We start from the raw sequence: 18,948 nt of genomic DNA, 5'->3' as shown, positions 1-18,948 counted from the left end.
AAATAGCTCATTTACGATTACGGAGGATGGTGGAATACGCCTCCAACGCCTCCCCTTTTTATCAAAGGAAATTCAAAAAATCTATTTCCAGTCACGCCCCCTTTAATTGCTTTCCCATAAGCAATAAAGCCGAAATGATGAGTCACTTTGATCAATTGGTCACTAATCAAGAAATACGACTGGCCGACATTCAAGAATTCACTTCCTCACCTACCAATATCGGTAAACCATTTAAGAATCGGTACTACATATGGGAAAGCTCAGGCACCAATGGCCTGCAAGGAATATATATTCAGGATAGGAGCTGCATAAGTCGATATCAAGCAATTGAGGCAATGCGAAAGCCAATTGAGGCAATGTTCACTCAATACACCCGTCTAATATTGGGCCAAGAGCGCATTGCCTATATTGGTGTTTTAGACCAACACTACGCCAGCACTGTCTCTTTGGCCATTTTAAAAGAAGATTTCTCAAGTCTTAAAAAGTCTATTAGGGACTTTTCAATTTTTGAGCCAATTGAACAATTGGTCTCCAAACTAACAAACTATGATCCATCAGTCATTATCACTTATCCATCCATGGCCATATGTCTTGCAGACTACGCCTCCACCGATCTTCACCCTCGAGAGCTCTGGCTAGGTGGGGAGCATCTCAGCACAAAACAACGTAATTATATTGAGGGGGCACTGCAGACAAAAATCTATTGCAGCTATGGCGCCTCGGAGTTTTTACCAATAGCCTGGCAATGCCATCAAGGAAGCTTGCACGTGAATTCTGATTGGGCACTATTAGAGGCGGTTGATGAAAACTACTTGCCATTACCAGCCGGCAAGCTCTCTCACACCAGCCTACTAACCAATTTGGTAAATAAAGCTCAGCCAATTATTCGTTATGATTTAGGCGATCAAATTTGCTACAGTCCGACAAAGTGTCTGTGTGGCTCTTTGCTACCTCATATTGAGCTTGCTGGAAGAGCTGTTCAGCACCTAAAATTCATAAATATAAACGGTGAACAAGTCAAAATACCAGCCCTAGCGATCATTGCGCTCATTGAAGATCATGGAATATTTAATGCCACCATTTCGCAAAACGAAACTATGACAAAGGGTGGCAATCAGTATTTATATGTCCACTTCTCAAATACCTCCCACCCTACGGAGCAGCAATTTCAGAATATTCGATATTGTATTGAGCAACTTTTAGTATTTAAAAATAGCATTAATCTACTTGTATTACGCTCCTCAATAGCTCAAAATTCTGTTAATAATTCAGGAAAAATTGATATATTCCCCCCCCAATATTAAAATAGCCTCAGTTAAATCAAGATAAAATCATCGTGCCATGAATGACATTCTAAAAAAGATCGCCAAACTCGAAATAGAGGTTAGCCAGCTCCAAAAGACTTACTCCACGATTGATAGCAGATATAGCAATGTTTTGGTAACACTTGAAGACCTCACTTCAAATGCTTCTGAGGCTGCCAAAAAATCGGCAAGTAGCGCAATTAAATCAGCGGTGGCGGCGAAATTTGCTTCTCAATCAGCCAAAGAAGCAGCAAACAAAGAGCTTATTATTGCCGCAGAACTAGCAGCAGAATCAGCCGCCGCTTCGGCAGAAGCAGCTATTGAGGCCGCGTCTGCCGCTGCTGCCGCGTCTGCTGCCGCATCTTTAGCGGCATCTCAACATAAAAAAAATTCTTCTATATCTGCTGCAGCGCTGGCAGCCGAAGCAACCAAGAGGGCAACAGAGGCGGCATCAGACGCCGTCAAACTATCGCTAACTGCCTCAGAATCCATACGACAAGCAAAATCTAAATAAATATTCAGAAGCCGATATCCTAGGTATGAGAAAAAATCGGAACATAGCTATTGTTTTTTCTCAGGTCTTGAGAGTTGGTTTGCTATCGAAATATCGGAAGGTACCCTCCTCAGGATTCATTGCCAAAGAATTTAATCTGCGCGCAAAGAATACATGCACTATTACCCCTGAAACTGCTCGAAGATGGCTTAACGGCCATGTACTTCCTGATATGGAAAAGTTAGTTGCCTTAAGCGAATGGCTAGAAATTGATCTTAATACTCTTTTATCTATTCGCAAAGTATCCGAAAATGGCGAATTAGATTTAACTCATAAAGAAATGCAGGAATTTATTCATTCCAGCGAAAAAGTAATTCATTCGCTACATGGCATTACCAATGAACTCGAGGTGATTATCAAAAAAATTAAAACAATTAATAGCACATAGCGTGTGCTGTTAATTAAATATTTCACACATCATGCATCAAATAAGGTAAGAAATTCATATAGCCTTTGCCTATCAATTCCAGCATTACTTGATAGCTTGCAAAGGAAATCAAAGAATATGGATCGAATCTTATCATCGAGTTCAAGTACACACCATACCTGTTTTCAATGTATTTCACGACATCGATGTATAAATTCTAGCCTCACTGCAGAGCAGATTGATCAATTGAGTAATTTGTATGTAAAAAAAATTACCCTTAAAAAGGGAAAAAATTTATATCACAACGGCGATAAGCTACATTCCATTTACAACATTAGAGCCGGTATCTTAAAATCTGAAAGTAGCTATGCTGATGGTAGACAACAAATCATTAAATTTTATTCGCCCGGTGAATTAGCAGGGTTAGATGGCCTCCAGGATGGGCATCATCAAACAGCAACCACAGCCTTAACAAATAGTGACGTATGTTGCATTAATTACTCTCAATTATTAAACGCGGCAAAATCATATCCGGCTCTTCAAGCAAATTTAGATCGCTTGATGAGTACATTGTTGAATGATACTCAAGCTCATATTTTTTTGTTGGCCTGCTTAAATGCAAATGAAAAATTAGCCCAATTTTTAATAGAGTTCTCAAATAAAATTAACGCCCTAGATGTTTCAAGCGATGAGTTTAATTTGCCAATGAATCGGGGGGAATTAAGTAGCTATCTAGGCATCACTGTAGAAACGCTTAGTAGATCATTTTCTTATCTGATTAATAAGAAGATTCTAGCAGTTACAAATAAAAAGATTGCTGTATTGCAAAAAGACAAATTAAAGTCAGTCTTTATCCATAACTAATTTTTTTGATAATTATCAAGATATTGACACCGTGTTTTTTTCTTAATTGATAAATTAGACTCGAGCATGAGCTCGAATTTAATTCAATAAGGAAATACTATGAGCAATATAACTAAATCATCACCACAACAAGTTACCCGCGCCACCACACCGCTTCGACGATTCATTCCAAATCTTTTTACTGAATTTTTTGATGACTTTCAGACGCCAAGCCTCTATGCAAGACCCCTTTTAAGTGAGGCGTTTGAACCCCAAATTCGAGTGGATGTTAGCGAGAAGCCCAAAGAATTTATAGTACGCGCAGAAATTCCGGGGGCAAAGAAAGAGGATATCCATGTATCCATTGATGGCGGCTTTGTAAATATTACTGCTCAAACCTCGTCAGAAAAAGAGGAGCGCAGCGCTGATGAGCGCATTATTCGTAGTGAATGCTACTATGGCTCATCGTCAAGAGGCTTTCAACTTCCGAGTGAAGTAATGCGAGAAAAGGCAAAAGCAAGTTATGAAAATGGCGTACTACAACTTACTTTACCAAAAGCCAATGGCGGCAGTAGCCATGAGATAGAGATTAAATAATCGCGGTAGTTTAACCCTCGGCTTTCCAGGGTATCTGGGGCCGAGGAAACTAATTGAAGCACTACAGTAGCCCTCTTTTACCTACTAAAATACAAAGATATAAGATCTATATCAGAACTTAATGCGGCAATTAAGATGATGATCAATGCGGATAAACTTGCCACCAAAATCCCCGTATGATCTATCGATCCATTATCTAACCCCTGTAAGTCAACATGGCTGTCGTCTTCATACAAATAATCGCTTTTTTTAAATTTCATACATATACCTCTCTGTCATTGGTTACATGTATAAAACGGCGGGAAATTTAACGATTGATTTTTCTCAATTAATTAGTAAACCTCCAAAAATGTAATATCACCAGAGTTAATCTTTTCTTGAATTTTATTTGGGGGGAGATAGGCTTTTTCTCCATTACATTTAAATAGCACTAATTCATCACCCGCCAACATTTCACCCTCATAGATGCCTGGAAATAGAACAGAAAATCCACCTCCACCCTGATGTTTGCTGCATCGCTTACTCAGCGTTCCTCGATTTACCCTGATCCTCATCTTAAATTCCTCCATTAAAAATGTTCCGGAATGCATCCTCATTTTTCTTCTTAATTCGTGAATATTTTTGAGATTTATCAAAATAAATATTCAATTTGAGATCAGTATTCAACTATGTCTAACCCATGACTTTTGGAAAGAAAATATGCTAAATAAAATCCTGGTTCCTATTGATGACTCACAATTGGTCAGAAGTATGATTAAAAAGCTACACTCCACGATTGATCTCACTGGTAAGTCAATCTTTCTGACATATATTTCTGATCCTTACCCCCCTACGATTTATTCGGAAAGCGCTCTTAGTGAATACTACGTTAGCGAAGATACACATCGAAAAACAAGCCAGGAATTTGCTCAAAAACTTTTTGAGAAGTATGAGAAGTTACTTGATAAAGCAAACTCAGTTGTTTTGGTGCATACATTTAGTGACGATATTCCCGATGGCATATTAAAAGCAGCGCAGAAAAATAAAGTAGACTGCATCGCCATGGCATCTCATCGCTACACAGGCATAAATAATGTACTCTTGGGAGATAAGGTACATAAGGTAATCGTCTCTTCCAAGTTGCCAGTGTTAGTCCTGTAGCTATGTTGAACATGGCCATTGACAATCTGTCCGCAATGGAACGAACTCTCTTATTCGATGCGGATCAGGTGCAACGCATTATTCGCCGGATGGCAATTCAGATTCAGGGGATTTTTGCGACTCACACCAAAATCGCGCTCATTGGCCTGCTGAGGCGTGGAGCCCCAATTGCCGATCTACTTTTGCAAGAAATAAGACGCAGTGGGGACACAAGAGATATTCTGCGGCTTGACTTGGATGTGAAGAGGTATGCCGACGATCTCAGTATTCTCTACCCCAAGACGCTCTTAAGGATTGAGGATAAGACTCCGCTGACTGATTTATCTGGGTATACAGTCATACTGGTAGACGATGTTTTATTTACAGGCAACTCCCTGTTAACAGTGATAGATCATCTCATCCATAAAACTCCTTCATTGATCTATACCGCTTGTCTAGTCGATCGTTGCGCTACTCGATTACCTATTGTTGCCAATGTCATTGGAGTAACACTTCAGGTCTATGCTGATTCCATCATTGAATGCAATATTCCTCCATATGAGCCTACATTAAAGATTGTGCTTGCGAGCCCTAGAAAAGGGCCCATCACACTTTAAAGACCACTCGGAAATGTCTCGGGGGCATCTTCTTTGGGGATAGGAGCATACTTCTCTAGTGGTTTTAATGCCTCAGTAGTATCAATGTGTAAGACAGCATCAAATTGATTTGTCATATTGGCGTAAAAGTAGTGACTATTCCTTTCGCTCTGAGGCAAGTACACAACGCCAATAGCACGCTCCAGGAGCTTACTGGGCAATACTGCCCGCAATTGCGGGTTATCTTTGAATATATAAAGGAAACGTTCAAACCCCAGCTGATGAAACAGCTTTTCATAACTACCTTCCAAACCTGGATTAATAGACTTTCTCTCTGCGCTTGCACCCCATTCAGCAGCAGCGGTAACATAGCCCTGATAGGTAGTAAATCCTAAGGAATAGACTTCTGAGGCATATTTTTGTCGCATGAGTTGGCCTACATTAAGCTCACCAGAAAGACTCTGCTGAGTCGCTCTAGCATCTCCAAGATGTGAGTTGTGAGCCCAAACAATGATTTTGGCTGGAACGCCCAAGTTTTTGCTTAAGTGCCGATCAATCTCAGCAATCGTCTCCACCATATGTTGGTCGCGCAAGTTCCAAGAAGAAAACTTTCCGCTAAACATAGCTCTGTAATACTCCTCAGCATTTTTAATCAATCGAGTATTTTGCATTGCAGAGAAGAACTCATCTTTTTTAGTCGACCCTAGTGCCCGAATATATTCCTTCATTTTTAGAAATTCGTTCATTTGCTCAACTACTTCTTGCTCACAACTATGCAATCTTTCACCATAGGAGGCTAAATATCCATAAAGCTGACTATCTTTGTTGTAATGATCAAAGCAGGCATATCGTTTTTTTGCTCTCTCAGCCAAGACTGGATCAACTTTCTTAAGATACTCAAGCACAATATCCATTGAGATAAATAGACTATATAGGTCCATCCCATAAAATCCAATCAACTTGCTTGCAACATTCACCCTCCCGTTGAATACCTTTAACCAATTCAGGAATTCGAATACCTCATCATTTCTCCACATCCAGGCAGGAAAGCGCTGGAATCCCCCCAGAGCCGCATAAGCGTCAGGGTCTGATGACTGCCCTTTTACAAAATCATTCACCCTATAGGAGTCTGGCCAATCACCCTCAATGACAATAGCGTTAAAGCCCTTTTCCTGTATTAATTTCTTTGAAATTAGACAGCGTTCTCGATAAAACTCTGCAGTTCCATGGCTCGCCTCCCCCAAGAGAACAAATCGGCAATCTCCAATACTGCTCATCAATGGCTCATAATTAGCCTTATCCGCCTTAAGGGGAATGGCATACTGCCTTAGTTGGTTTAGCTCATGCATGCTTCATTCTCTCGATCAATTAGGATTTAGCATCCTGAGTAAGTTTTGGATGCAGATTTTTCTTAAACCACTTAAGCGCCTTTTCTGCAACCAACTCCAAAGTGCCAGGCTCTTCAAATAAATGACTTGCTCCCTCGATAATCTCCATAGATTTAGTGCAATGCATCTGGTCAAAAACACGTTTGTTATAAGAAATGACAGGCTCGTCGTTCTGCCCAACAAGCAATAATGTGGCCGCATTGACATTCTCAATAGAGGATTGTGGCGCCAAATCAGGTCGACCTCCTCGCGAGACCAGGGCATAAATTCTCCCCTTTAAATTAAAATCTTTCTTTCCAGCCAGCTCAATAGTTGCTGCCGCACCTGTGCTTGCGCCAAACAAACCAACGGGGAGAGAGGAAAGTGATTCAGCTTTTGCAGCCCAGCTAACTGCTGAGGCTAGCCTAGAACTTAATAAAGAAATATTGAAGCGATTTTCTAGATCTTGATCTTCTGCTACAAGCAAAAGATCAAGAAGCAAGGTTGCAAAACCCGCTTGATTAAGCTGTTGAGCTACATAATTATTACGCGGACTAAATCGACTACTGCCACTGCCATGGGCGAATATGATGAGGCCAATAGGATGGTTAGGAACGGTCAATGTGCCATCGATATACACGATCCCACACGCAATTCGTACATCATGTTTGGTCCATAAGCTTTCTTTCATCTGTAACCATCCGATTGGTGACCTGCTGGTAATAATTCCTCAGATTTCTTGAGTAAGGTGATGACTTCGCCGTCAGTTGTCTGACGAAAATCCGAGTACCACACACTTACGGAATAGAAAAAATCAGGTACCAGTAGGCAAATGACTTCGTCAACTTCCTTTTGAATAAGGTCCAATGACTCACGTGATGCAACCGGAATAGCAACAATAATCTTCTTAGGGTGATGCTTCTTAATTCCCTTAATTGCTGTTGCCATCGTTGCGCCAGTAGCCAATCCATCATCTACCAAAATAATGGTCTTACCACTAAGTTCCACAGGTTTTCGCTTTCCTCTTAGCAGGATCTCTCGTTCCCTAAGTTGAACCTGTTTTTCAGCAATCAATTCATCTAAATCGCTGTCGCTAATTTCTAGACGTCCAATTAATCCTTTCTCTAAACTCACCTCTCCGCTAGTCGATACTGCTCCCATTGCCAATTCTTCTTGTCCTGGAACGCCCAGCTTTTTAACCAGATAAATATCTAGTGGTTTTTGTAATTCAAGGGCAATCACAAATCCAATCGGAACTCCACCTCTTGGTAGAGCTAGAACAATCGCATCTATATCATTTTTAAAATCAATTAACTTACGAGCTAATAGTGCTCCAGCCTCTTCCCTATCTTTAAATCGTTTATACCCATCCATGGAAATAACTTTCTTTGATTGCGAGCCTTAAATGCTAAGAGCAACATGCTTTCAACTATTGAGATATATCAATTTTTAATTGCATACCCGCATAGACTAAGGTCTTTATTTGTTTTGGAAAAATTTGTGATAAATCAAAAAAACCTTCGAGCATAGTCTTAATGTTTCTCTCCTGGGGTCGGGTTTTCTTAAGAACCTTCTTAAGGTCGATCCCATCAATTCAATTGATAAAGAGGATACATATGGAAAATGAACCAAAAGTTGTAGAAATTTTGGATATTGAAGAGATCGGCGAGGAAGATTTCTATCAATTAAGTCAAGAATTTATTAGCAATAACAGCATCTATAACAATATGGATCTGCAATTCAATGCACTACTGATGAAATAAATTATCTAAAGGAAAAATATGAAAACTGATCTTCAATTACAGCAAGATGTACTATCAGAATTAAAATGGGATCCTAAATTGAATCCCGCGCACATCGGCGTAGAAGTCAATAATGGTGTTGTTACTCTTTCAGGGCACGTAGATAGTTATGCGGAGAAATGGAATGCCGAAGATGCCGCTAAGAGAGTTGCCGGCGTAAAAGTGCTAGCCATTGATTTAGAGGTTATTTTGCCAAATTCAAGCGTTAAAAGTGATAGCGAGATTGCCTTGGCCATAGCAAATGCAATGAAAGTCAACACATACCATCTAGATGCTCTCGTGAAGGCTAAAGTTGAAGATGGATTTGTGACTCTCACTGGAGAGGTTGAGTGGCAATTCCAAAAGCTTGCCGCAGCGAATGCAATTCGATATTTAACTGGAGTTAAGGGCATCTACAACAATATTTCAGTTAAGCCTAAAGTATCTGTCACAGCCGTTAAGTCTGATATAGATGCCGCTATCAATCGGCGCGCGCAAAGTGATATCCAAAATATTAAGGTCTTAGTCAGCGGAAGCGACGTAACCTTAACGGGTAAAGTCCACGACTGGTCTGAGAAGAATTTAGTAGTCGACGCTGCTTGGGGTGTTCCTGGCGTCAGAAATGTTGTCGATCAGATGTCTTTTGCCTAACAAGTGAAAAATAGAAGGTTTAAATTATAAATTTAAACCTTCTGAAGATAATCTAGCTCACTAATCTTAGCTTCAACTTAACCACTTCCACACTTTGGGAGAGTAATTATTTACTGGCAAAATGGGATTCTCTGGCTCGCCTACCATCATCGCCGCCAAAACTGTCAACTCCTCTGGCATATTTAATTCGCTCTTAATCATGGATAAGTTCAATACTTTTAATAGGGATCCGTCCAATGAAATGCCAAAACCTAAAGCGCTCCCAGTCAATAGCATGTTTTCCACGGCAAGCCAACAATGATCAAGAGAAAATGGCATCGCTAAATTAGCGCAAACCAGAATGAGTGATCCTGCACCACCACTATTAAGCGAGGCATCTTGAGCAACGATCTTTTGTGTAGCACTGTTATATTTACCATCCAATATATTTAGTAAAGCACTGTATTCTCTAAGATATCGCACATAATCCTCATCCTGTATCACGACAAATGACCATCGATCAGCTTCATTTTTTAGAGAAACTCTCATACCAGACTCAAGCAAGGTTTCTATTGATGATCTGCTTACTGGATGATTTGAGAAATGGTAATTATTTCGTCGATTTACAATTGCCTGCATCACTGGACCGCCATAGTTAAACTCACTTAACATAGCCAGCATCCCTATAGGTATTGATATGAAGTAAAGCGTAGAGGGGGCAATAGCGCAAGATCCCAGTCAATAATGGGATAACACCCACCCACCCCCAAAAGTCAATCCAATGCATATCTGCTAAACCCATCAAATCAATACCAACGAGGATTCTTAATAGTCGATCAAGATGACCTACGTTATATCTCTGAGCATGCATCTTTGATAGACTCATGCTGCTTTTCCTTTCCAATTAAAGGACGCTTTAAGTGACTTTCCCTCTCGAATTTCGATAGTCTTTTTCTGAGTAACGCCTTGATATGTAGCAATTAACTGATACTTTCCAGGAGCTAGCTTTGCTAAGAACAGAGGTCCATTGCAGGTCTCTTCAAAAATAGTATTTCCTGATTTATTAATAATGGTGAGTGTCGCCCCAGAAACCCATAAATCTGATTTACCAACATGCTCTGAAAATTCAATATTGAGAGGCCACTTCTTAGCCTCTTCGCGCATAGCCTTAGATTCGTCCTCCCCCACCCCGCCCATCATGCATGAGAGATTGCTGCGACTCTCAATTTCAGGTAATTGAGCATAGCAATAGTGCATACCAAAAATTAAAGCTAGTGATGTAAAAAAGGATTTAATAATAAATTGATTCATTTTTTTCTCCATCTATAGATAGTTGATCGTGTGAGACGGGTTCTCTCATGTTTAATTTATAAGATGAACTTAAATCTTAATCTTGATAAAAATCAAAAAAAATATGTTCAGACTGATTACATTGATTTCAAGAGCTAACACACCGATAGGGGATCTTATGAATAAGAAGGTATCTAGTAGCTATTCCAAAGAATCAAATAATTGCAAAGATATGGATCCCAAATTATGGGATCGCCTTATTTGGCAAGAGGCTATGGATAGAGCCATTAAGAAAAATCGCGATAAACGAACCCAAAAACATGTTGTCAATTAGGAGTGCAATACAACATGAGAGATGATATTGAAATTCAGGCTGATGTCCTTGCTGAAATTCGTTGGGATCCCAAAATCAAGGCTTCCCATATTGGGGTGGAGGTAGCCGAAGGTGTTGTTACGCTTTCAGGATACGTCGAAAGTTACTCTGAAAAAATCAATGCTGAAAAAGCGGCAAAGCGTGTACGGGGTGTTCGAGCAATTGCTCAAGAAATTAAAGTTTTATTGCCGGGATCGTCTACGCGGAGTGATACTGAAATTGCTCGCCAAATGCAAAGCATTATCGCTTGGAGCAGTATTGATCCTCATGAACAAATTCATGTCAAAGTAGAACAAGGCTTTATAACCTTGAGTGGAAAAGTGGAAGCCTTTCATCAGAAAGATTTGGCTCAAAGCTACGCCTCTAATATGCTAGGGGTAACGGGCGTATGTAATTTAATTGAAGTTGAGCCAAAATTGAGTGGTCCAATCATCAAGCAAGATATTCAAAATGCCCTCGCACGTCAGGCTATTGATCAAGCGCAGAAATTAGATATTACGATCGATCAAAATATCGTGACCATTGCTGGAAAAGTCAAAAGTTGGTCGGAAAGAAACTCGGCAATTAATGCAGCTTGGTCAATCCCCACAGTCAAAAATGTGATTGACCATCTTCAGGTGGGCTACTAGCTAATATAGTATGTGTCTCAATTTTATTCCCACTCAAAATCGTATATGGGTAGAAAAGCAATTTTCAGTCTCTCTACCTAAGAAATTTCGCGAAGAAATATACCCTAGCTACTACTGCCCTATTATCCGCGCCGCATTTGATTCTGGCCAATATAAATGCAGTCTAGCCCATTTTGGTCTTATACCGTCATGGGCTAAGGGGGCTAAGGCGAATAGACACACTTACAACGTGAAAAGCGAGTCAATGACGGCAAATCATACACTTGATTTTCATAGAGAAACTTATAACGCTCGAAGTGAAACTGTTAGCTCAAAACCCAGTTTTCGAGTTGCATGGAGCCACAGGCATTTTGCACTAGTAATTGTTGATAGCTTTATGCAACCTAACTACGAAACTGGCTCTGCAGTTCGCTGGAGAGTCCATAAAAAAGATGGTAGCCCCTTTGCATTAGCCTGTCTTTGGGAAAGATGGACTGATGTTGCAATGGGTGAAGACATTATTTCGTTTTGCATCTTGACTAGAGATGCGAGCATCCATCCCTTATTACGTCGCTTTCATAAGCCCGGGGATGCAAAAAGAATGCCCATTATTATTCCTGATCTACATCTACATTCATGGCTTGAAGCTAGCATCAAAAAGGCTAGTGAGATTATCTCCCTAGATCCGCCTATCGATCTTATTGCGGAGCCATTTCAGCGGGAACTAAAAGTTGAAAAAATCAGAGATGTTGATTCCACCATCAGCTAAATATTTAATTGATTCTGATCAATTTTTAACTACAGAAATTTTGACATTCCTCAAAATTGAAATTTAAAGAGTGCTTATATTTTTCATCAGAAGCAAAATTGGTAATCAAAGACTTGGAAAGCAATTTAAAGACATAGAGGAAGAAAATGAAAACAGATATTCAAATTCAACAGGATGTAATGGCTGAACTCAAGTGGGAGCCAAAAGTTAATGCTGCACACATAGGGGTGGAAGTAAAAAATGGCGTGGTGACACTATCAGGCCATGTTGATAGTTTTGCTGAAAAGTGGAATGCTGAAGAGGCTGCAAAACGCGTTGCGGGAGTCAAAGTGATCGCCGTTGAATTAGATGTCGTATTACCAGGCTCAAGTAAGAAAAGTGACACTGAGATTGCTAAGGCAGCAATGGATGCCCTCAAGTGGAATGTTTACAAACTAGCCGATTCCGTCTCAATCAAAGTTGAGGATGGCTACATTACCTTGACAGGTCAAGTCCCTTGGAATTTTGAGCGAATTTCTGCTGAAAACTCTGTTCGATATTTAACTGGTGTTAGGGGGGTATATAACTTTATCAGTCTAAAACCAGCAATTTCAGTAACGACTGTGAAGATCGACATCGAAAAAGCCTTAAAACGTCGTGCACACGATGAAGCTCAGGAGATTACAGTCAACGTTCATGGTGACGAAGTTACCTTAGGTGGAAAAATCCATGATTGGAAAGAAAAATCACTCGCTATTGATGCTGTTTGGGCTATCCCAGGCGTTAAAAAAGTGATCGACAACACTTCTTTTGCCTAAGGAATTTCAAGATGAAAATATTCAATGATGTGGTGGGGGTTAACCCCATCACCATCATGGAAGCAATTTATTCAAGAATTTCAGTGCGCGACTTCACTGATGAGATCGTAGATTCAGAATTGCTCACAACGTTATTTAATGCCGCAGTACAAGCACCTACGGCCATGCATGAAGAACCCTGTGTCTTTTCTGTAATTCAAGATTCGGGATTACTCCATCGGATTTCGCAAGATGCTAAGCAGCACATTCTTTCAAAAAAAACTGAGCAGAACTTATTTTCAAGGCACGCATTGGAACTCGTTCGGAATCCTGAATTTAATATATTTTATAATTCCACCACCTTAGCCTTAATTTGCAGTAAGTTGCAAGGTCAATTTGTTCAAGCGGATTGCTGGCTCGCTGCGCAAAATCTCATGCTAGCAGCCTATGCACATGGGTTGGGAAGTTGTGTGATTGGGTTTGCCGTTGAGATTATCAATACACCACAATGGAAGCGCGAGTTAAGCATCCCAGAAGAAGTTGAGATTATCGCCCCCGTTATCTTAGGCAAGCCAACTCATATTGGCCCTCAAGTACCTCGCAAACCAGTGGAAATTCTCTCTTGGAAATCTCTTCCTTTGGAGAATGGCACCCCCTAGCAATATGGATGGGGCAATACAGTGATGTTAAATATCAGCCGATATTGCCCCGAATCAATCTTAGATTTAACACGTTATCAATCTCAATGCACCATTACAGCGACTTACTAACGCCTTTAGATCGTTTTGAGTATTTATGAAGTGGCCCTTGCGGTATTAAATCCGTCATTCTTCCAAAGATACCGCCACCAGCAATACTGCTCTCTAAGTTATGAACATAGTTTTTAAGTAACACATGCATTTGATCTGCGCCTTCTAGGGCAACATTAATCGCAGACTGATAGGGTTTGATAAGTACATCCATACCATCTGGAGCATTTTGGCAGGCCAACTTAAAGAATTCATTTACACCCCCCTTCGTATGTTCATAAATCTCCTCATTTGCCTCTGAATAATCCTCCAAGTAACGCTCAATCGTACTGACAACAGATTTCTGATACTCTTGCCATCCCTCAATAAAAGGGGCGCCCCCATCCCCCTTTATCACATTCCAAGCCTCTTCAGGACTATTTGCCGTCATGAGATTGGCTGCCGCTAATTGCATATTTTTGGCCACATGGTTTGCTAGAGAGGCATGTACTTGCGTAAGCTTTTTAGCCCCCTCAACCGTCATTTCACTTAACGCCTTAGAGCTCTTCATGTTAGAGCTTTGAATTTTTTCTAACTTTTCATTTAATTGATTTATTCCCATTATTCCCTCCTGTTATTGAGGGTTAATCGTATCTTCGAGGTAAAACAAATTTTTGATATAAGTCAATTAATTCTTTTCACGCATCAATAGCATGGAAAACTGGGATGACTTATTCGTTACAGCAGATGAGATATGAGATATGGAAACTAAATTAGCCGCAATCCGAAAAATTGGTGGTGTCACTTGCAGTACGCCTGATGACATAGTCCTCGGCTTAGAAAGTCTCAAAGATGAAGGCGATGATTTATTTATTCAAAGCTTAAATAATGCAATTTTAGAAGATGATATGGATATCATTTGTGGCCACATAGATTGGTTTAGAAGAAAGTTGGGGAAATCTTGCATGGACTTTGATGGACGGACATTAGTTGCTAGTTTTTACTCTCAATACTTTAAACAACATACCAAAGATGGTGAGATTAGTTCAGCCGACTTCATTAGCGATGCCCTTGAGCATTTTTCATAAATATTAAAAATACATTCCCTTAAATATTTAGTGAGTCTTGCCCTATTTCTGATTTTTGTCAATAAATAACCTACTTAGATCTGTACGATTAATCCATATATATTTCTAGCAACTGTAGCGATACCAATTGCACTAACTTCCTCTTTTGACTATTTTTTATTTAGATGAGAAAAACAATTGAAATAAAGGATCATTTTTCCCAATCCTTAAGAAAATGTTTGCATGCGCGCTATGGAAAAGTCCCAACAGCGTCTGCCCTTGCAAGAGATTTTAATCTTCGCGCACATGGTATTGAACCCATCACACAGGAAAGCGCGAGAAGATGGATGCGAGGAGTATCGATACCAGAGGAAGATAGGCTAAGAATTTTGGTCGAATGGTTGCAACTGGATTTTAATGAGGTTCTATGCTCGAGTAATAATGGGAGCCCTCACTTATGCGAGGACAATAAGAAGAGTGGCGATGGATTATCTGAACCTGATGAATTATTGCTTAAGCTTGTATTTAACTTAACTACCGATCAGAAGAAAATTGTTCTAGAATTAATTAGACTCATTAAGCATTAATATTGATTACAGGCCAGCAGGCTGGATGACTTTATCTCAATACTCCTTAAACGCATAAGCTAAGCGATCGAAAATAGGCTTCATTAAATATTGAAAAAATGTCCGCTCACCTGTCTTAATAATGACATCTGCAGGCATGCCAGCAACTACCTGAAAGCTACCCAATCTTGCTAGCTGGTCTTTCCCTACGCTAACCCTTGCCAAGTAATAACCCTCAGGATTGATCTTATCTTCACGATTCTGAAATCGATCTGCTGAAACCCATTGAAGCTTTCCCACCACGACTGGGGTTACACCTGTCTGCATTGCGGTAAACCTTACTTGAGCAGGCTTACCTGGATAAATCTTATCAATTAAATTAGGCCGAATTTGCGCATCAATAACTAATTCATCATTAATAGGTGCAATCTCCATCAACTTTGAGCCCGCAACCACCACAGCCCCCTTATTTGTAACCGTAAGGCCCATCACGCTGCCATCGACAGGGGACTTGATAATAGTGCGCTCATATTCCTTATCAGCAGCATTAATTTTGTCAATCAGTCCCGCCCTCTGCGCTCTTGATTCAAGTAGCTTACGCTCTTTATCTAAATATTGATTGCGAGAATAATATCCTTCACTAACCAATCCTCTTAATCCCGGCATGACTTTTTCAAGCATTGCGATCTGGGCATTTACAGCATCTAATTCAGATTTAGCTTGTGATAGTGCCGACTTCGCAGCACTATCCTCCAGTTGTATCAAGTCATCCCCCTCCTTTACCTTATCACCCTCTTTCACTAAAACGATATCAACCACTCCACCCAATGAGTGCTGAATAGCCTTACGATGGCCATCTACCGATACGATCCCAGAAGATGGTGTACCTGAGTCCAGAGGAACAAATAGACTCCATATTACAAATCCAAAAATCATTACTAAAATGACGTAAGCACCCCTTTTAATTGATCTGTTTTCCATATCAATCCCCATCCTTTTTCTTCATCGTCACATTAAGAATTTGCCCATCCTGTACAAGCATTGCTCGATCAGTTACCTTCAGTAATTTTGGTTGATGGGTAATCAATATCACCGTGCTACCCGTACTTTTTAGCTTACGAACCACTTCGATAAGAGCACTCTCTCCAGTTTCATCTAGACTTGAATCTGGTTCATCTAGCACCACTAGGACTGGGTTTCCATAAATTGCCCGGGCTAAAGCAATGAGTTGCCTTTGACCGCCCGATAAGTTGACTCCAGCCTCACCAATTTGAGTCTCATAACCTTCTGAAAATTTGAGAATGGTTGAATGTATTCCTACTGATGTCGCAGCTTCAATACACTTAGCTGAATCCACCTCCCCAAATCGGCAGATATTCTCAGCTACTGTCCCATTAAACAATTCAATATCCTGAGGCAAATAACCCAACGCGGGCCCAATTAAGGCCCTATCCCAGCGTGTAATATCCAAACCATTTAGCCGAATTGTCCCAAGGCTTGAAGGCCAAATACCCAATAAAGCTCGTCCCAAGGTAGATTTACCCGATGCAGATGGCCCAATGACGCCAATCACTTCGCCAGCCTCTATTCGAAAGTTAACCCCCTTAAGAACCGGACCTTTGCGATTGGGTGGAGCGATATAAGCATTTTCAACCACTATCTCACCCTTGATCTGGGGCATTGTTTGACCAGCTACCCTCACTGGGAACTCATTTAATAGGCCTTTTAATCTCAGAAAACTAGTTTGCGTTAAAAGGAAAGATTTCCAATGCGCCAACATCGACTCTAACGGAGACAGCGCTCTTGTCGTCAAGATCGTAGCAGCGATCATTGATCCGCCTGATAACTCGCCATTGACAACCAAATAAGCGCCCAATCCCAAAACACTCGACTGCAATACCAGTCTTAGCACCCTAGTCGCCCCAGTAATCAAGGCGACTCTATCAAATGCGAGTAACTGCTGATCTACGGAGTGATGATGCATTGCATGCCAGCGTTTACTTAAAGTAGGAAGCATCCCCATCGCGGTGATGACATCAGTATTTTTTAACTGCGTTGATGCCATCCCATTGGATGCCGCAGATAAACGCTGACCGCTCGTAGTTAACTCTCGCGCAGTACGTTCTGCAGTAACTGTCAGTATCGCAAGAAGAATTGCCCCAAATAGAGCTAGCCAACCCAAATAGGGGTGCAATAAAAAAATTACCACGATAAAGATTGGCATCCATGGAGCATCAATTAGAGAAAACAAGCCGGGGCCTGAAAAAAACTGTCGTATTTGATTTAGATCCCATAAAGCCTGTCCAGGCTGACTATCGGGAGCCCTACACTGCTGCGCAAATGCGGCCTGGAAAACTCGGATTGATAAATCAGCATCAATCTGATTTCCAATATCTGCCATGATCTTGCTTCGATAATGCTCTAACATTCCCAAAATGACAAATAAGCCAAATACCAAAAGTGTTAATCCAACTAAGGTGGGGATGCTCTGACCATTTAATACTCGGTCATAGATTTGTAGCATATAAATCGCCGGCGTTAGATACAGTAAATTGATCACACCTGAAAAGAGAATGACCGCCATAAACGCATTACGATTTTTATAGACTGTATCTGCAATCTCCCCAGAAGGAAAATTCCTTCTGAAAGAGATTGGCAGAATCCCAGGAACTGAGGAAAGTTCTGCGCTTGCCACTATTACACCAACTCGAGGTTATTATTTACTTCAAGTAAATTCTTAACTCCTGTAATAGCTGCAGCTCCAGCGGCAAACTCATTAATACCATCATTATTGATATCAACCGCCTGATTACTCAAGGCCTCACTAACCCACTCTTTGACCTGTGATTCAGTAAAACGATAGGTAACATCTTCATCCCGAATATTGAGAATGGATGCCACTGCCTCGCGAGCAAGGGCAGCTTCACTACCTCCAGTTAATGCAAGGGCCTGATCAAAGGTAATATCATTCACAGTAACGAACTTATTAGGCTTTGCTCCGGAGCTAACTTGCCATTTCAGAGTGCTTTGCTGTGAGCCAAAGAAGAAGTTCTCAAAACTAGTCGTGGTTCCAAGTCCATCCCAATCAGAGGGATGTGTTTTCCAATAACCATGAGACAAGCCTTCAAAATTTACCTGCACCCCAACTGTTTCAGAAGCTTGCTCCTCTCCGGTCTGGTTACTATCAGCATAAGCTGTATTGTTTATGCTGTATGGAGTACTTGAAGCCCTAGCGGCATTGATATCTGCCTCAGTAACAACATACTTACCAGTCCATACCCAAGTTTCATTAAGATCTAAAGCACTATTGTTGTTGGTATCGCCATCGATAATGCCATCTTTATTAGCATCATTTGTGAGCGTACTAACAAGCATGGCATCAGTCACAGTTACACCATTCAATGTAATATTGCCCTCATTCTCCACGCTGATTGTGTAGAGAATAATATCGCCGGCCTCATCAACAAAATCAACATTAGCCACCTTAGTGATCGATAAATCTGGGGCTTGTGCAATGGTGGTAGTGGCACTAGCTTGCTCTGGCGCAGTTTGGTCAGTGTCGGCTACGGCGGTATTGACCAAGTCAGTACCTGCATCCATCTCCGCCTGAGTGA

At 40.8% G+C, this 18,948-nt stretch carries 28 protein-coding genes; 16 read left to right on the top strand and 12 right to left on the bottom strand.

Features of this window, described 5'->3' with window-relative positions; all coding sequences use genetic code 11:
- The first annotated feature begins 134 nt into the window (after nt 1-134).
- The 5 genes from AOB49_RS08315 (at nt 135) to AOB49_RS08295 (ending at nt 3,664) form a co-directional block, all read left to right on the top strand.
- Nucleotides 135-1,304 carry a phenylacetate--CoA ligase family protein gene (locus tag AOB49_RS08315; protein ID WP_156471386.1) on the top strand — a complete coding sequence of 390 codons (1,170 nt, stop codon included), beginning with the start codon at nt 135-137 and terminating at the stop codon, nt 1,302-1,304.
- 37 nt (nt 1,305-1,341) lie between these two features.
- Nucleotides 1,342-1,818, top strand: coding sequence for a hypothetical protein (locus AOB49_RS08310; protein ID WP_062309850.1), 477 nt, complete (start codon nt 1,342-1,344; stop codon nt 1,816-1,818).
- A gap of 25 nt (nt 1,819-1,843) precedes the next feature.
- A complete protein-coding gene (locus tag AOB49_RS08305) occupies nt 1,844-2,245 on the top strand; it encodes a hypothetical protein (protein WP_062309848.1) in 402 nt (133 codons plus the stop codon).
- A 117-nt stretch (nt 2,246-2,362) separates the two neighbouring features.
- The gene (locus AOB49_RS08300) at nt 2,363-3,088 is read left to right on the top strand and encodes a cyclic nucleotide-binding domain-containing protein (RefSeq protein WP_082784121.1); all 726 of its coding nucleotides are present in this window, start codon (nt 2,363-2,365) and stop codon (nt 3,086-3,088) included.
- 99 nt (nt 3,089-3,187) lie between these two features.
- Complete coding sequence (locus tag AOB49_RS08295) at nt 3,188-3,664, top strand: Hsp20/alpha crystallin family protein (RefSeq protein WP_082784120.1); 477 nt, start codon at nt 3,188-3,190, stop codon at nt 3,662-3,664.
- Nucleotides 3,665-3,741: 77 nt separating this feature from the next.
- Here AOB49_RS08295 and AOB49_RS08290 read toward each other — a convergent pair whose 3' ends face one another.
- The gene (locus tag AOB49_RS08290) at nt 3,742-3,924 is read right to left on the bottom strand and encodes a hypothetical protein (protein ID WP_062309845.1); all 183 of its coding nucleotides are present in this window, start codon (nt 3,922-3,924) and stop codon (nt 3,742-3,744) included.
- A gap of 72 nt (nt 3,925-3,996) precedes the next feature.
- A complete protein-coding gene (locus AOB49_RS08285; RefSeq protein ID WP_156471385.1) occupies nt 3,997-4,218 on the bottom strand; it encodes a hypothetical protein in 222 nt (73 codons plus the stop codon).
- 145 nt (nt 4,219-4,363) lie between these two features.
- Between AOB49_RS08285 and AOB49_RS08280 the strand changes: the two genes are divergently transcribed.
- Both AOB49_RS08280 and AOB49_RS08275 read left to right on the top strand, forming a co-directional pair.
- On the top strand, nt 4,364-4,804 hold the full coding sequence (locus AOB49_RS08280; protein WP_062309841.1) for a universal stress protein: 441 nt from the start codon (nt 4,364-4,366) through the stop codon (nt 4,802-4,804).
- A gap of 35 nt (nt 4,805-4,839) precedes the next feature.
- A complete protein-coding gene (locus AOB49_RS08275) occupies nt 4,840-5,400 on the top strand; it encodes a phosphoribosyltransferase family protein (RefSeq protein ID WP_172793421.1) in 561 nt (186 codons plus the stop codon).
- Here the strand turns inward: AOB49_RS08275 and AOB49_RS08270 are convergent.
- Genes AOB49_RS08270 through AOB49_RS08260 form a run of 3 tightly spaced genes read right to left on the bottom strand, consistent with a single transcriptional unit; the run spans nt 5,397 to nt 8,120 of the window.
- The gene (locus AOB49_RS08270) at nt 5,397-6,728 is read right to left on the bottom strand and encodes an erythromycin esterase family protein (protein WP_062309837.1); all 1,332 of its coding nucleotides are present in this window, start codon (nt 6,726-6,728) and stop codon (nt 5,397-5,399) included. The genes AOB49_RS08275 and AOB49_RS08270 overlap by 4 nt on opposite strands.
- A gap of 19 nt (nt 6,729-6,747) precedes the next feature.
- Nucleotides 6,748-7,437: a dienelactone hydrolase family protein gene (locus AOB49_RS08265; RefSeq protein WP_062309835.1), complete on the bottom strand. Its 690-nt coding sequence runs from the start codon at nt 7,435-7,437 to the stop codon at nt 6,748-6,750.
- Nucleotides 7,434-8,120 carry a phosphoribosyltransferase gene (locus AOB49_RS08260; RefSeq protein ID WP_062309833.1) on the bottom strand — a complete coding sequence of 229 codons (687 nt, stop codon included), beginning with the start codon at nt 8,118-8,120 and terminating at the stop codon, nt 7,434-7,436. Before AOB49_RS08260 ends, AOB49_RS08265 begins: the two co-directional genes overlap by 4 nt.
- A gap of 242 nt (nt 8,121-8,362) precedes the next feature.
- Between AOB49_RS08260 and AOB49_RS12080 the strand changes: the two genes are divergently transcribed.
- The gene (locus AOB49_RS12080) at nt 8,363-8,509 is read left to right on the top strand and encodes a hypothetical protein (RefSeq protein WP_156471384.1); all 147 of its coding nucleotides are present in this window, start codon (nt 8,363-8,365) and stop codon (nt 8,507-8,509) included.
- An 18-nt stretch (nt 8,510-8,527) separates the two neighbouring features.
- Nucleotides 8,528-9,178, top strand: coding sequence for a BON domain-containing protein (locus tag AOB49_RS08255; RefSeq protein WP_062309831.1), 651 nt, complete (start codon nt 8,528-8,530; stop codon nt 9,176-9,178).
- Between the two features lie 72 nt (nt 9,179-9,250).
- On the opposite strand, the gene AOB49_RS08250 is transcribed toward AOB49_RS08255, so the two are convergent.
- Genes AOB49_RS08250 through AOB49_RS08240 form a run of 3 tightly spaced genes read right to left on the bottom strand, consistent with a single transcriptional unit; the run spans nt 9,251 to nt 10,468 of the window.
- Nucleotides 9,251-9,829, bottom strand: coding sequence for a nitroreductase family protein (locus tag AOB49_RS08250; RefSeq protein ID WP_062309829.1), 579 nt, complete (start codon nt 9,827-9,829; stop codon nt 9,251-9,253).
- Nucleotides 9,819-10,043: a YgaP family membrane protein gene (locus tag AOB49_RS08245; RefSeq protein WP_082784118.1), complete on the bottom strand. Its 225-nt coding sequence runs from the start codon at nt 10,041-10,043 to the stop codon at nt 9,819-9,821. Before AOB49_RS08245 ends, AOB49_RS08250 begins: the two co-directional genes overlap by 11 nt.
- Nucleotides 10,040-10,468, bottom strand: coding sequence for a hypothetical protein (locus AOB49_RS08240; protein ID WP_062309827.1), 429 nt, complete (start codon nt 10,466-10,468; stop codon nt 10,040-10,042). Before AOB49_RS08240 ends, AOB49_RS08245 begins: the two co-directional genes overlap by 4 nt.
- Nucleotides 10,469-10,625: 157 nt before the next feature.
- Here AOB49_RS08240 and AOB49_RS12075 point away from each other — a divergent pair, with 157 nt between their 5' ends.
- The 5 genes from AOB49_RS12075 to AOB49_RS08220 all read left to right on the top strand — a co-directional run bounded on the left by AOB49_RS12075 (nt 10,626) and on the right by AOB49_RS08220 (nt 13,632).
- A complete protein-coding gene (locus tag AOB49_RS12075) occupies nt 10,626-10,781 on the top strand; it encodes a hypothetical protein (protein WP_156471383.1) in 156 nt (51 codons plus the stop codon).
- A 14-nt stretch (nt 10,782-10,795) separates the two neighbouring features.
- Nucleotides 10,796-11,449, top strand: a complete 654-nt coding sequence (locus AOB49_RS08235; RefSeq protein ID WP_062309826.1) for a BON domain-containing protein — start codon at nt 10,796-10,798, stop codon at nt 11,447-11,449.
- A gap of 10 nt (nt 11,450-11,459) precedes the next feature.
- Nucleotides 11,460-12,197, top strand: coding sequence for an SOS response-associated peptidase (locus AOB49_RS08230; RefSeq protein ID WP_082784117.1), 738 nt, complete (start codon nt 11,460-11,462; stop codon nt 12,195-12,197).
- 146 nt (nt 12,198-12,343) lie between these two features.
- Nucleotides 12,344-12,994: a BON domain-containing protein gene (locus AOB49_RS08225; protein WP_062309822.1), complete on the top strand. Its 651-nt coding sequence runs from the start codon at nt 12,344-12,346 to the stop codon at nt 12,992-12,994.
- Between the two features lie 11 nt (nt 12,995-13,005).
- Complete coding sequence (locus tag AOB49_RS08220) at nt 13,006-13,632, top strand: nitroreductase family protein (protein WP_062309820.1); 627 nt, start codon at nt 13,006-13,008, stop codon at nt 13,630-13,632.
- Between the two features lie 94 nt (nt 13,633-13,726).
- Here AOB49_RS08220 and AOB49_RS08215 read toward each other — a convergent pair whose 3' ends face one another.
- Nucleotides 13,727-14,272 carry a hypothetical protein gene (locus tag AOB49_RS08215; protein WP_216634711.1) on the bottom strand — a complete coding sequence of 182 codons (546 nt, stop codon included), beginning with the start codon at nt 14,270-14,272 and terminating at the stop codon, nt 13,727-13,729.
- A 190-nt stretch (nt 14,273-14,462) separates the two neighbouring features.
- Here AOB49_RS08215 and AOB49_RS08210 point away from each other — a divergent pair, with 190 nt between their 5' ends.
- Together AOB49_RS08210 and AOB49_RS08205 are read left to right on the top strand one after the other, a co-directional pair.
- Nucleotides 14,463-14,789: a hypothetical protein gene (locus AOB49_RS08210; protein ID WP_062309816.1), complete on the top strand. Its 327-nt coding sequence runs from the start codon at nt 14,463-14,465 to the stop codon at nt 14,787-14,789.
- 164 nt (nt 14,790-14,953) lie between these two features.
- Nucleotides 14,954-15,355, top strand: coding sequence for a hypothetical protein (locus AOB49_RS08205; RefSeq protein ID WP_062309814.1), 402 nt, complete (start codon nt 14,954-14,956; stop codon nt 15,353-15,355).
- 36 nt (nt 15,356-15,391) lie between these two features.
- Here AOB49_RS08205 and AOB49_RS08200 read toward each other — a convergent pair whose 3' ends face one another.
- The 3 genes from AOB49_RS08200 to AOB49_RS08190 all read right to left on the bottom strand — a co-directional run.
- The gene (locus AOB49_RS08200) at nt 15,392-16,315 is read right to left on the bottom strand and encodes an HlyD family efflux transporter periplasmic adaptor subunit (protein WP_062309812.1); all 924 of its coding nucleotides are present in this window, start codon (nt 16,313-16,315) and stop codon (nt 15,392-15,394) included.
- A 1-nt stretch (nt 16,316) separates the two neighbouring features.
- Nucleotides 16,317-18,029: a type I secretion system permease/ATPase gene (locus tag AOB49_RS08195; protein ID WP_062309810.1), complete on the bottom strand. Its 1,713-nt coding sequence runs from the start codon at nt 18,027-18,029 to the stop codon at nt 16,317-16,319.
- 2 nt (nt 18,030-18,031) lie between these two features.
- A partial coding sequence (locus AOB49_RS08190) for a DUF11 domain-containing protein (RefSeq protein WP_216634709.1) occupies nt 18,032-18,948 on the bottom strand: 917 nt, incomplete at its 5' end.

Source organism: Polynucleobacter sinensis, from assembly GCF_001595985.1.
Classification (GTDB): domain Bacteria; phylum Pseudomonadota; class Gammaproteobacteria; order Burkholderiales; family Burkholderiaceae; genus Polynucleobacter; species Polynucleobacter sinensis.
Note: the sequence above shows the minus strand (reverse complement) of the source record. Positions and strands in the feature narration are given on the sequence as shown.

Coding starts and splice junctions, on each gene's coding strand:
- AOB49_RS08315 (WP_156471386.1), top strand. CDS start 135: ATGATGAGTCACTTTGATCAATTGGTCACTAATCAAGAAATACGACTG.
- AOB49_RS08310 (WP_062309850.1), top strand. CDS start 1,342: ATGAATGACATTCTAAAAAAGATCGCCAAACTCGAAATAGAGGTTAGC.
- AOB49_RS08305 (WP_062309848.1), top strand. CDS start 1,844: ATGAGAAAAAATCGGAACATAGCTATTGTTTTTTCTCAGGTCTTGAGA.
- AOB49_RS08300 (WP_082784121.1), top strand. CDS start 2,363: ATGGATCGAATCTTATCATCGAGTTCAAGTACACACCATACCTGTTTT.
- AOB49_RS08295 (WP_082784120.1), top strand. CDS start 3,188: ATGAGCAATATAACTAAATCATCACCACAACAAGTTACCCGCGCCACC.
- AOB49_RS08290 (WP_062309845.1), bottom strand. CDS start 3,924: ATGAAATTTAAAAAAAGCGATTATTTGTATGAAGACGACAGCCATGTT.
- AOB49_RS08285 (WP_156471385.1), bottom strand. CDS start 4,218: ATGAGGATCAGGGTAAATCGAGGAACGCTGAGTAAGCGATGCAGCAAA.
- AOB49_RS08280 (WP_062309841.1), top strand. CDS start 4,364: ATGCTAAATAAAATCCTGGTTCCTATTGATGACTCACAATTGGTCAGA.
- AOB49_RS08275 (WP_172793421.1), top strand. CDS start 4,840: ATGGAACGAACTCTCTTATTCGATGCGGATCAGGTGCAACGCATTATT.
- AOB49_RS08270 (WP_062309837.1), bottom strand. CDS start 6,728: ATGCATGAGCTAAACCAACTAAGGCAGTATGCCATTCCCCTTAAGGCG.
- AOB49_RS08265 (WP_062309835.1), bottom strand. CDS start 7,437: ATGAAAGAAAGCTTATGGACCAAACATGATGTACGAATTGCGTGTGGG.
- AOB49_RS08260 (WP_062309833.1), bottom strand. CDS start 8,120: ATGGATGGGTATAAACGATTTAAAGATAGGGAAGAGGCTGGAGCACTA.
- AOB49_RS12080 (WP_156471384.1), top strand. CDS start 8,363: ATGGAAAATGAACCAAAAGTTGTAGAAATTTTGGATATTGAAGAGATC.
- AOB49_RS08255 (WP_062309831.1), top strand. CDS start 8,528: ATGAAAACTGATCTTCAATTACAGCAAGATGTACTATCAGAATTAAAA.
- AOB49_RS08250 (WP_062309829.1), bottom strand. CDS start 9,829: ATGTTAAGTGAGTTTAACTATGGCGGTCCAGTGATGCAGGCAATTGTA.
- AOB49_RS08245 (WP_082784118.1), bottom strand. CDS start 10,043: ATGAGTCTATCAAAGATGCATGCTCAGAGATATAACGTAGGTCATCTT.
- AOB49_RS08240 (WP_062309827.1), bottom strand. CDS start 10,468: ATGAATCAATTTATTATTAAATCCTTTTTTACATCACTAGCTTTAATT.
- AOB49_RS12075 (WP_156471383.1), top strand. CDS start 10,626: ATGAATAAGAAGGTATCTAGTAGCTATTCCAAAGAATCAAATAATTGC.
- AOB49_RS08235 (WP_062309826.1), top strand. CDS start 10,796: ATGAGAGATGATATTGAAATTCAGGCTGATGTCCTTGCTGAAATTCGT.
- AOB49_RS08230 (WP_082784117.1), top strand. CDS start 11,460: ATGTGTCTCAATTTTATTCCCACTCAAAATCGTATATGGGTAGAAAAG.
- AOB49_RS08225 (WP_062309822.1), top strand. CDS start 12,344: ATGAAAACAGATATTCAAATTCAACAGGATGTAATGGCTGAACTCAAG.
- AOB49_RS08220 (WP_062309820.1), top strand. CDS start 13,006: ATGAAAATATTCAATGATGTGGTGGGGGTTAACCCCATCACCATCATG.
- AOB49_RS08215 (WP_216634711.1), bottom strand. CDS start 14,272: ATGAAGAGCTCTAAGGCGTTAAGTGAAATGACGGTTGAGGGGGCTAAA.
- AOB49_RS08210 (WP_062309816.1), top strand. CDS start 14,463: ATGGAAACTAAATTAGCCGCAATCCGAAAAATTGGTGGTGTCACTTGC.
- AOB49_RS08205 (WP_062309814.1), top strand. CDS start 14,954: ATGAGAAAAACAATTGAAATAAAGGATCATTTTTCCCAATCCTTAAGA.
- AOB49_RS08200 (WP_062309812.1), bottom strand. CDS start 16,315: ATGGAAAACAGATCAATTAAAAGGGGTGCTTACGTCATTTTAGTAATG.